Below are 9,295 nucleotides of genomic sequence, written 5' to 3' on the forward strand. Positions count from 1 at the left end.
TCGACACATGACTTGGTGACGTCATGAGAATGGTGCTGCTCGCCTGGGTGGCGGGCGTCTGGTGGCTGCAACAGGCCGCGGTGCTGCCCACGGGGCAAGGGTTTGCGGTAGTGGTTGGCATTACCGGGTGTGTATTCGTTGCAGGTGCGCTGCGCGTGATTTGGGTGGCAGGGAGAACCCGGTCATATGCACAGCCATGGAGGGCGACGAGGGGGCGTTGTCGTCTTGAGCGTAAGGCGGCACTGGCCGGTCGCGGTGTCGATGACCCTCTGCTCTGTGGTGGAGTGTCTGCGAACCAAGGCTGGCCGCGATGGCTTGCGGTGACGGTCTTCGCATTGACTGCTGGCGTTGGAGGATACGCCTGGGCGGCCTACCGGGCAGACTTGCGGCTCGGGGGCGGCTTGCCTGCTGCACTTGAGGGACGGGACGTGCTGGTGACCGGCGTGGTGGCGGGGCTGCCCACCACCACGGGCGACGGTGTGCGGTTCGTCTTCGATGTCGAGAGTGCGTACGCCGTTGGGCGGGGCGATGTGGGCCTGGGCGGATGCGACGCGTGTGCTGCGTCGTCGGGGTGTGCCAATGGCGATGGCGAAGGGGTATCGCTTGCGCCAAGACGACACACAGGCGGCGATGACTTGGCATGTGGTGAGGTGCGTGTGCCGAAGCGAATCGAGTTGGTTTGGCCAATGCGCTCGCCCTTCGGCGGGAAACGCGAGGTGCGCACCGTCGTTGGCGTCGGCCCGGGTGAGGCACCGCAGAGCGCGGTGACGGTGGCCGGGCGGCGGCTGCCTCGCGCAGGTGAGCGATGGCGAATGCCGGTTCGTCTCAAGGCACCGCGCGGCTTCGCAAACTGGCATGGCTTTGATGCGGAGTTGCTGGCGCTAGCTCGGGGCATTCGGGCGTCAGGATATGTAAAGACGTCGTTTGGCAAAGGTGCTCAAGCGAGCGCGGTTCTCCCACGTCGCCTGCATGTGGGGCCGTTGCCGGGGTATGGATTCGCCGCGTGGCGTGAGCGATTGCGAGACGATTTTCGGGCCGCCCTCGACCCGTCTGCGAGATATGGCGGCGTGCTGATGGCGTTGGCGCTGGGAGAGCGCGGCGATATCGCGGATGACGACTGGCAAATGTTTGCCGACACCGGCGTGAGTCACTTGCTGGCGATCTCGGGGTTACACGTCTCGCTGGTCGCCGGCGCGATGGCTGCGATGGTTGGCGGACTGTGGCGTCGAGCGGGCTTTGCGCGATTGCGCTTGCCATTGTGGTGGCCAGCGCCGAAGGCGGCGGCTGTTGCGGGGTTGCTGGCGGCGGTGGCTTATGGCGCGATTGCGGGCTGGGGGGTGCCTGTTCGGCGAGCCGTTGGCATGGTCGCCATTGTTGTGCTGGCGTTGCTCACGGGACGATTCGCCGCGCCGTCTTATGCGTTGGCGTGGGCGCTGGCGGTTGTCGTCACGCTGGATCCGTGGGCCGTTGTCACGCCCGGTTTGTGGCTGTCGTTCGGTGCGGTGGCGGCGCTCGTGTTGGCCACGAGGCGGGGCGACAGGGCGCTCTTGAAGTCGAACGGACGCTTTGGCGGCGCGCGGGCCGCCGAGAATGCGGAAGACGCGGAAGACGCCGACATCCGGGGGAAACGCGTAATCGCCACACGGTTGGAGACAATTGCCGCAACTCTGGAATGCGAGACTTTGGAGGTGCCGAAGGCGGGCGGGTTGAAGATCGGTGCGGCGAGCGGCACTCCGGCAGGTTGGCAAGCCGTAGGGTGGGTGGGGCGCTTGGGAGTCGCCCTATGCCGCCGAATGGCACCTGCAGCCCGCGCACAGTATGCGGTCACCATCGGTCTGATCCCATTGACGCTCGCGTGGTTCGGCGCAGTGCCATTGCTGGGGCCATTGGCGAACGCCGTCGCTATTCCGGTGATGACGCTGATCGTGACGCCGCTCGCACTCGCGAGCCTGCTGTTGCCTTCCGGTCTTGCGCACTGGGCGCTCGTTGTTGCGCATACGGTGGTCGTCTGGCTTGCGGACTGGCTGGGCACACTTGCGGCGATGCCTTGGGCTGTCTGGCGAGCGCCGGTTGCACCGGGGTGGGCGCAGATGGCGGCTGTCGCTGGCGTGGTGGTTTGTCTCGTGCCGATGCCGCAGTGGGTCCCCGCGACGAGGAGATGGGTGATCGGCATACGGCTCGCCGGGGTGGTGCTGATGGGGCCGGCGGCGCTGGCGTCCCCGCAACGGCCGGCGGTGGGCGAGTTTCGCGTGACCATGCTCGACATCGGGCAGGGCAACGCTGTGCTGGTCGAAACCGCAACGCGAACGTTACTGTTCGACAGCGGTCCGCCGTTGGGGCGACGCAGCGACGCGGGACGGCGTGTCATCGTTCCATATTTGCATTCGATGGGGATAACACGGCTCGATCGGATGGTTGTCAGCCACGCGCATGACGATCACTTTGGCGGCGCGTTGAGTGTGTTGCGAGCGTTCCCGGAGGCGCAAGTCCTGTCGTCCTTGCCCGATGGGCATCGGGTTCGGCGCGCATCGGCACCGCACCGCACCTGTCTTGCCGGGCAGCAGTGGGAGTGGGAGGGCGTCACCTTCCGGTTTTTGCACCCGGACAAGGCGGCGTTGCGTGACAGTCGACGTGGGAGGGCTGGACCCAATAGTGTGAGCTGTGTGCTGCGAATTGCGAACGGGCGGCACAGCGCATTGCTTGCGGCCGACGCTGAAAGCGCGCAGGAACGTACGATGGTGGCCCGCTATGGGCGGGCGCTGCGCTCGGACGTGCTGCTTGCCCCGCATCACGGCAGCCTGACGTCGTCGACCTCGGCGTTCGTGACTGCGGTATCGCCAGCCCACGTGGTGTTTCAAGCGGGGTATCGCAACCGCTTCGGACATCCGAAACCGGCCGTGGTCGCCCGCTATCAATCAGCGGGCGCGACGATCTGGCAGAGCGTGATGCACGGCGGGATTCGGTTTTCCAGCACGCCGGACGGCATGGCGGTGCAAGCGTATCGTGCGAGTTTCCGGCGGTACTGGCACGCGTTGTCGCCCGATTCGTCCTGAAAAGCGGCGGCGGCTTGTACTGTGTGCGCGCACTTTTCGGGATGACGCAGGGCGGTAATTCGACGGAAACCTCTACGGGTACTCAAGCAGCGGTTAGCTAGAATGGTCCGGCGAATGTCATGCGGCCTGATCCTCGCGCCGAATGCACAAGTGTGCGACACCGTGCGCCGCCGTCCCGTGGCGCATGAAGCACGCTCGCCAAGACAACGAATTCCATGACAAGAGACATCATTCATTTTTCGCACGGCAACGGCTTTCCCGCCGGGGTCTATCGCAAGATGCTCGGTGCGCTGGCCGACGAGTACGACGTACGCGCCATCGATCGTATCGGGCATGACCCGCGTTATCCGGTGACGCCGGGTTGGCGGTATCTGCGCAACGAACTGGTCGACACGCTGGTGCGTCAGTATCGGGGCGAGCCGGTCTGGCTTGTCGGACATTCGCTTGGCGGCTTCCTGAGTCTCATGGCGGCACTCAAAGCCCCGCAATGCGTGCGTGGCGTGGTGATGGTGGACTCGCCGATCGTGACGCCGGGCTGGCGCACTCAGATGCTTCGTCTTGGCATGCTGACGGGACTTTACGAACGGATGTCTCCCGCGGGGGTGACCAAGAAACGTCGGGATCAGTGGCCGGACTGGGAAAGTGCGTGGCAGCATTTTGCGAGCAAACCGGCGTTCGCCAGTTGGGACCCAGACGTGCTGCGCGATTACATCGATTGCGGGACGTTGCCCACGGGAGAGGGCGAAGCACGGCGTCTCGCCTTTGCGCGCGAGATCGAGTACCGGATCTATCTGACGTTGCCGCCGTTGCTCGCTGTGCGCGCCCTCAGAGGTGTGCCGGTGCCGGTTGGTTTCCTCGCCGGGACCGAGTCTCGCGAATTGCGTCAGGCCGGGATCGGAGCGACGCGCCGGATTGTTGGGACGCATCTGCGTTATGTCCCCGGCACCCACCTTTTCCCGATGGAGCGTCCGTTGGACACGGCGGCGGCCATCAGCGACATGCTTGCGGAATTGCGCGGAGAGCATCGCCGTCCGCTGGCCGCCTGAAGGCCGAACGTTCCCGGCATTGTCGACCTTACATCCTGTCTGCCAGGTGGTAGTGCGTTCCGGGATGCCAGTCAGTTGCAGACCGATGGGCGGCGATACGCTTGTCCGTCGACACCGGCAGTGGTTTGTGCTGAGCGGGATCTAAGATCGCAGAGATTCGTGCCGGGGCGCGCTGGTCATGACGGGACGCCGCGCCGGGTGCCTGTCAAGGCCAAAATTTGCCGCGCAGCCCCTCGAGGACGAGGCGGGTTTCGGGTATAATCCGGCTTTCCCGCGAGCAATTACTGCGATGACCAAATTCGTTTTTGTCACGGGCGGCGTGGTTTCCTCTCTTGGTAAGGGAATTGCTGCCGCATCTCTGGCCGCGATTCTCGAATCGCGTGGCCTCAAAGTCACCCTCCTCAAGCTTGACCCCTACATCAACGTCGACCCGGGCACGATGAGCCCGTTCCAGCACGGCGAGGTGTTTGTGACCGAGGACGGTGCGGAAACCGACCTCGATCTGGGTCACTATGAGCGCTTCATCAGCGCGAAGATGCGTCGTGCGAACAACTTCACGACGGGCCAGATCTACGAGTCGGTGATCCGTAAGGAGCGCCGTGGCGAGTATCTCGGCAAGACCGTTCAGGTCATTCCGCACATCACCAATGAAATTCAGGCCTTCGTCGAGCGCGGTGCGCGTTCGACGTGGGACGGCCATCCCGACGTCGCCATCGTCGAAATTGGTGGCACGGTCGGTGACATCGAGTCGCTGCCGTTCCTCGAAGCCGCGCGCCAGATGAACCTGCGCCTGGGCCGCAATAGCGTGGCCTTCGTGCACCTGACGCTCGTGCCGTATATTGCGACGGCAGGCGAGCTCAAGACCAAGCCGACGCAACACAGTGTGCAGAAGCTGCGCGAAATCGGTATCTCGCCGGACGTGCTGCTGTGCCGCGCTGACCGTCAGATTCCGGAAGACGAGTGCGCCAAGATTTCGCTGTTCGCGAACATCCCGCAAGACGCCGTGATTTCGGTGTGGGACGTCGACACGATTTACAAGATTCCGCAAATGCTGCACGACCAGGGCATGGACAAGATCATCTGCGACGAGCTGAAGATCGAAGCCAAGCCGGCTGACCTGTCCATGTGGACGCGTCTGGTGCATGCTGTCGAGAATCCCAAGCACGATGTCACGATCGGTATGGTCGGCAAGTACGTCGATCTGACCGAGTCGTACAAGTCGCTGATCGAAGCCCTGCGTCACGCTGCCATCCACACGGAAACACGCGTGAATATCGAGTACATCGATTCCGAGCAGATCGAGAAGGATGGCACGGATGCGCTCAAGCATCTGGACGCGATTCTCGTGCCGGGCGGTTTCGGCCGTCGGGGTACGGAAGGCAAGATCAAGGCGATCCGTTACGCTCGCGAAAACCGCGTGCCGTATCTGGGCATCTGCCTCGGTATGCAACTGGCCGTGATCGAATTCGCGCGCGACGTCGCCAATCTGGCCGACGCCAACAGCACGGAATTCGAACCGGCGACGCCGCATCCGGTCGTTGCGCTCATTACCGAGTGGCAGGATCGCGACGGCAAGGTCGAGCAGCGTACCGAAGACTCGGATCTGGGCGGTACGATGCGCCTGGGCTCGCAACGTGTACCGGTCAAGGCCGAAACGCTGGCTTCGCGCATTTATGGTGAGACGGTCAACGAGCGTCACCGCCACCGTTACGAAGTCAACAATCATTACGTCCCGCAGCTCGAGGCCGCCGGTCTGGTGATCTCGGCACGCACGCCGACCGAGAATCTGCCGGAAATGATGGAGCTGCCGCAACAGGTGCACCCGTGGTTCGTGGGCGTTCAGTTCCACCCCGAGTTCACCTCGACGCCGCGCGATGGCCACCCGCTCTTCAAGGCTTACGTTGAAGCAGCGCTGGCCGGTCAGCAAGCGCGCAAGAAGGCCGCCTGAGACGCGCAGCGAGCGAGAAACAAGGAGTTCCCATGAAACTGTGCGGTTTCGATGTTGGCCTGGATAAGCCGTTTTTTCTGATCGCGGGTACCTGCGTCGTCGAGTCGGAGCAAATGACGATCGACGTTGCAGGCCAGCTCAAGGAAATCACGAGCGCGCTCGGCATTCCGTTCATCTACAAGTCGTCGTTCGACAAGGCGAACCGCAGCTCGGGCAAGTCGTATCGTGGCCCGGGCCGCGAGCAAGGCTTGAAGATCCTCGAAGAAGTGCGCCGCCAGCTCGGCGTACCGGTGCTCACCGACGTGCACACCGAAGAGGATGTGGCGGTCGCCGCGCCGATCGTCGACGTGCTGCAAACGCCGGCATTCCTGTGCCGCCAGACCGATTTCATCCGCGCCTGCGCTCAGTCGGGCAAGCCGGTGAACATCAAGAAGGGGCAGTTTCTCGCGCCGCACGACATGATCAACGTGATCGACAAGGCCCGCGACGCTGCACGCGAAGCTGGTCTTCCCGATGACGTCTTCATGGCCTGCGAGCGGGGCGTTTCGTTCGGCTACAACAACCTGGTCTCGGACATGCGCTCGCTGGCGATCATGCGCGAGACCGGTGCGCCGGTGGTGTTCGACGCCACGCACTCCGTGCAGTTGCCGGGCGGACAAGGCACTAGTTCGGGCGGTCAGCGCGAATTCGTGCCGGTGCTCTCGCGTGCTGCCGTGGCTGTCGGCGTCTCGGGTCTCTTCATGGAGACGCACCCGGATCCGGCGTGCGCACTCTCGGATGGTCCGAATGCCGTGCCGCTGGGACGCATGCGCGAACTGCTCACCACGCTCAAGACGATTGACGCGGCGGTGAAGCAGGGCGAGTTCCTGGAAAACAATTTCAACTGAAATGAGACACACCGTCCTGGGGCCACTATCAGAACGCCCACAGGACGGGTATAGCGGCCGGACGCCTTGGCAGCATGGCGTCGAGTCGTTAAGCTTGTCGCGCAGCGGTCGTCAATGGCCGTCGCGAGGGCGAGTCCTCGGAGGAGAGGTCCGCGTGCAGCACGCCGAGTGCACCGTCGACATCGAAGTCACCCCACAGGCCGCCGTGCCTCATTTCGAGGCGCCGTTGTTCCCCCGTCTACGTATTGCCCACCGGTGCGCGCACAAGCGCAGCATCGGCCCCCACGTCAGGATTCGGCGCGCTGCCGGTTCGAGGTCAGCGCCCGGCGTGGAAGCGGCAGGTGGCAGGCGGGGTCGCGGCGCGAAGCTGGTTCCCTTTAGCGTTTTTGTCTTATAGATACCGAGGAATACATGAGTGCAATCGTAGATATCATCGGGCGCGAAGTGCTGGACTCGCGCGGTAATCCGACGGTCGAGTGCGACGTGCTGCTGGAGTCGGGGGTGATGGGCCGTGCGGCAGTGCCGTCGGGTGCATCGACCGGCTCGCGCGAAGCGATCGAACTGCGTGATGGCGACAAGTCGCGCTATCTCGGCAAGGGTGTGCAGAAGGCTGTGGAGCACATCAACACCGAGATTTCGGAAGCCATCATGGGCCTGGATGCTGCCGAGCAGGCCTTCCTGGACAAGACCCTGATCGAACTCGACGGCACGGACAACAAGTCGCGCCTCGGTGCTAACGCCATGCTGGCCGTGTCGATGGCCGTGGCGAAGGCAGCTGCCGAAGAAGCCGGCCTGCCGCTGTATCGCTATTTCGGCGGTTCGGGCGCTATGCAAATGCCGGTGCCGATGATGAACATCGTCAACGGCGGCGCGCACGCCAACAACAGTCTGGACATCCAGGAATTCATGGTGATGCCGGTCGGTCAGTCGAGCTTCCGTGAAGCCCTGCGCTGCGGCACGGAAATCTTCCACGCACTCAAGTCGCTGATCGCCGAGAAGGGCTGGAGCACGGCTGTGGGCGACGAAGGCGGCTTCGCACCGAACTTCGAGTCGAACGAACAGTGCCTCGCCACGATTCAGGAAGCCGTCGAAAAGGCCGGCTATCGCCTGGGCGACGACGTGCTGCTCGCACTCGATTGCGCGTCGACCGAGTTCTACAAGAACGGCAAGTACGAACTGGCCGGTGAAGGCCTGTCGCTGACCTCGGAAGAGTTCGCCGACTACCTCGCCAACCTGTGCGACAAGTTCCCGATCGTCTCGATCGAAGACGGCATGTCGGAAGACGACTGGGCCGGCTGGAAGATTCTGACGGACAAGCTGGGCAAGAAGGTGCAACTGGTCGGCGACGACCTGTTCGTGACCAACACGAAGATCCTGAAGCAAGGTATCGATCAAGGCGTGGCCAACTCGATCCTCATCAAGATCAACCAGATCGGCACGCTGACTGAGACGTTCGCTGCCATCGAAATGGCCAAGCGCGCTGGTTATACGGCGGTTGTGTCGCACCGTTCGGGCGAAACCGAAGATTCGACGATTGCCGATATCGCTGTGGGCACCAATGCAGGTCAGATCAAGACCGGCTCGCTCTCGCGCAGCGATCGTATCGCCAAGTACAACCAGCTTCTGCGCATCGAGGAAGATCTCGGCGATATCGCTTCGTACCCGGGCAAGGAAACGTTCTACAATCTGCGCTAATTCCGTTTCCCCGGGCAGTTAGGGCCTGATGGTCGTCAGGCCCGCCTTCCCGGAATTCTTGCCAGGCGAAAGCATGCGAATGGTGACCTTGGTACTGGTGGCGTTGTTGGTTGTCATCCAGTATCCGCTCTGGTTCGGCCACGGTGGTTGGTTGTACGTGCACGAACTGCGCGACGAGCTGAGCGCCGAACAGCAGAAAAACGAGCAGTTGAAAGAACGTAACGATCGCCTTGCAGGCGAAGTGCAGGATCTGCAGGACGGTACGTCGGCGATCGAAGAACGCGCTCGTTTCGAGTTGGGGATGGTCAAGGACGGCGAATTGTTCGTGCAATTCGTCGGTGCGGATGGGGCTGGCGCGCCGCAAGGCGCATCCGGTGCCGACGCGCCGCTCGTCTCGTCGACCGAACCGGCTCACAAGACGGTCGCCGCCGCGCCGCCGCCCCCACCGTCGCAGACGAAGGGCAAGACGCAGTCGGCGCACAAGGCGCAGCATCACTGATCCTCACTGGCCGCTGCTGCCGTCCCCAGCAGTCTCGCGCAGACGTAGTACAAAAAGGCACTCCCTCGGGAGTGCCTTTTTTATTGATCTTGACCCGTCCTGAAATAGGTTGTCACTTTTTCGATGCATTGAAGGAGAGGCAAATGGAGCAAGGGGTCAAGCGGACG

Annotated in this window: 6 protein-coding genes; all 6 read left to right on the plus strand. The window is 63.2% G+C overall.

Annotated elements, in window-relative coordinates; genetic code table 11:
• Positions 1-23: 23 nt before the first annotated feature.
• The 6 genes from PAN31117_RS23830 (at position 24) to ftsB (ending at position 9,128) form a co-directional block, all read left to right on the plus strand.
• Positions 24-3,053 carry a DNA internalization-related competence protein ComEC/Rec2 gene (locus PAN31117_RS23830; RefSeq protein WP_150740389.1) on the plus strand — a complete coding sequence of 1,010 codons (3,030 nt, stop codon included), beginning with the start codon at positions 24-26 and terminating at the stop codon, positions 3,051-3,053.
• 215 nt (positions 3,054-3,268) lie between these two features.
• Positions 3,269-4,099, plus strand: a complete 831-nt coding sequence (locus PAN31117_RS23835) for an alpha/beta fold hydrolase (protein ID WP_150740390.1) — start codon at positions 3,269-3,271, stop codon at positions 4,097-4,099.
• Positions 4,100-4,388: 289 nt separating this feature from the next.
• The gene (gene pyrG / locus PAN31117_RS23840) at positions 4,389-6,047 is read left to right on the plus strand and encodes a CTP synthase (protein ID WP_039399291.1); all 1,659 of its coding nucleotides are present in this window, start codon (positions 4,389-4,391) and stop codon (positions 6,045-6,047) included.
• Positions 6,048-6,079: 32 nt separating this feature from the next.
• A complete protein-coding gene (gene kdsA, locus PAN31117_RS23845) occupies positions 6,080-6,934 on the plus strand; it encodes a 3-deoxy-8-phosphooctulonate synthase (RefSeq protein ID WP_039399289.1) in 855 nt (284 codons plus the stop codon).
• Between the two features lie 411 nt (positions 6,935-7,345).
• Complete coding sequence (eno, locus tag PAN31117_RS23850) at positions 7,346-8,629, plus strand: phosphopyruvate hydratase (RefSeq protein WP_039399287.1); 1,284 nt, start codon at positions 7,346-7,348, stop codon at positions 8,627-8,629.
• Between the two features lie 73 nt (positions 8,630-8,702).
• A complete protein-coding gene (ftsB, locus tag PAN31117_RS23855) occupies positions 8,703-9,128 on the plus strand; it encodes a cell division protein FtsB (RefSeq protein WP_150664814.1) in 426 nt (141 codons plus the stop codon).
• Positions 9,129-9,295: the final 167 nt, after the last annotated feature.

Origin of the sequence: Pandoraea anapnoica (assembly GCF_902459765.1) — a bacterium.
In the GTDB taxonomy this organism is placed as follows: Bacteria; Pseudomonadota; Gammaproteobacteria; order Burkholderiales; family Burkholderiaceae; genus Pandoraea; species Pandoraea anapnoica.